The organism is Mycobacterium sp. TH-M11 (assembly GCF_057473725.1).
Window position 1 is genome coordinate 1 of sequence record NZ_JBYCLD010000509.1, and the last position, 1,711, is coordinate 1,711.

At 68.0% G+C, this 1,711-nt stretch carries 2 protein-coding genes; both read right to left on the bottom strand.

The window, feature by feature from the left end; genetic code table 11:
* Positions 1-1,114 (bottom strand): glycerol-3-phosphate dehydrogenase/oxidase (locus AC2VOG_RS19400; RefSeq protein ID WP_486941454.1); only part of this gene is annotated, 1,114 nt, incomplete at its 3' end.
* Complete coding sequence (locus AC2VOG_RS19405; protein WP_486941455.1) at positions 1,114-1,677, bottom strand: TetR/AcrR family transcriptional regulator; 564 nt, start codon at positions 1,675-1,677, stop codon at positions 1,114-1,116. The genes AC2VOG_RS19405 and AC2VOG_RS19400, both read right to left, overlap by 1 nt.
* Positions 1,678-1,711 lie beyond the last annotated feature (34 nt).

The window sequence follows — 1,711 nt, forward strand, 5'->3', positions numbered from 1 at the left end:
TGATCACGCCCGAGGGCGACTCGACGACGGCATGGTCACGGGAGACGTCGGCGGTGTGGCCGGCGCCGGTGTCGATCAGCGGGCGTAGTCCGGCATAGGAGCCGATGATGTCGTCGTTGTCCAGCGTGATACCTAGCGCGCTGTTCACCACGTCGAGCAGGAATGTGATCTCCCCCGACGTCGGTTGTGGCACATCGGGAATAGGTCCGGGCGATTCTTCGTCGGTCAGGCCCAGGTAGATCCTGCCCAGTTGCTCGGGCATCGCGAAGACGAAGCGGTTGAGCGTGCCGGGGATCGGAATGGTCAGCGCGGCTGTGGGATTCCCGAGTGCCTTCGCGTCGAAGACGAGGTGGGTGCCGCGGCTCGGGCGAAGCTTCAGCGACGGGTCGATTTCCCCCGCCCATACCCCGGTGGCGTTGATGACGGCCCGCGCGGTGATGTCGAACGAATCGCCGGTGCGCCGATCGGACAACTTCACCGAGTTGCCGGTCGCCTCCGAGGCCGCGGTGTAGGTCAGGATCCGGGCGCCGCGCTGCGCGGCGGTTCGCGCCACCGCGGCGACCAGTCGGGCGTCGTCGATCAGCTGGCCGTCATAAGCCAGCAGGCCGCCGTCGAGACCGTCGCGCCGAACGGCCGGGGCCAACTCGATTGCGTGTTGCACCGAAATGCGTTGCGAACCAGGCAGGACTGACGCTGGTGTACCTGCGGTCATGCGCAGCAGATCGCCGGCCAGGAATCCCGCGCGCACCAGCGCCCGGTTGGTGCGACCCATCGACGGGATCAGCGGAACGAGCTGCGGCATGGCTCGAACCAGATGAGGGGCGTTGCGCGTCATCAGGATTCCGCGTTCGACGGCGCTGCGCCGGGCAATTCCGACATTGCCGGTCGCCAGATAGCGCAGCCCGCCGTGCACCAGCTTGGAGCTCCAGCGGCTGGTACCGAAGGCCAAATCGTGCTTCTCGACCAGCGTCACTCGCAGGCCTCGCGATGCCGCGTCCAGGGCGATACCGGCCCCGGTGATACCGCCGCCGATCACGACGACATCGGTGGGGGCCCCGTCGGCCAGCGCGGTGAGGTCGGCGGTGCGGCGGGCGGCGTTCAGTGCGGTCGACATCACGCCAGGTATCCGTTCAGGGCCTGGGCGAGTTCTCCTGCCAGGGCATCGGCGTCCAGGATCGGCCGGACGATCTGGGCCGACTGGATGGTCGACTGGGTGATCAGCAGCACCATCGCGGCCAGTTGGCGCGGGTCGCCGGCGCGTACGCTGCCGTCGTATTGGGCCGCCCGCAGGTCCTTGGCCAGCGCCTCGATCAGCATCTGCTGACTGGTGCCCAGCCGCTGGGCGATGTAGACCAACGCCAGCTCCGAGCGCAGTACCGCCATCACCAGGTCGTCGCCCCGCAGCCGTTCGGCCACCGCGACCACCCGCTCGACGATGGCGGCGCGCCCGCTGCCACGCACCGGCACATCGGCCAACACCTCGGTGATGTGGCTGGTCAGCAGCGCGGCCAACACCGACCGGATATCCGGCCAGCGCCGGTACACGGTCGGGCGGCTCACGCCGGCGCGGCGCGCAATCTCGGCCAGCGTCACGCGCTCGACACCGAAATCGACGACACAACTCGCGGCGGCGGACAGGATGCGATCCTGTACCGGTGCGTTACTAATTGACAGCATATGTAATACTGTAACGCATGCCTGCCGACTTGCT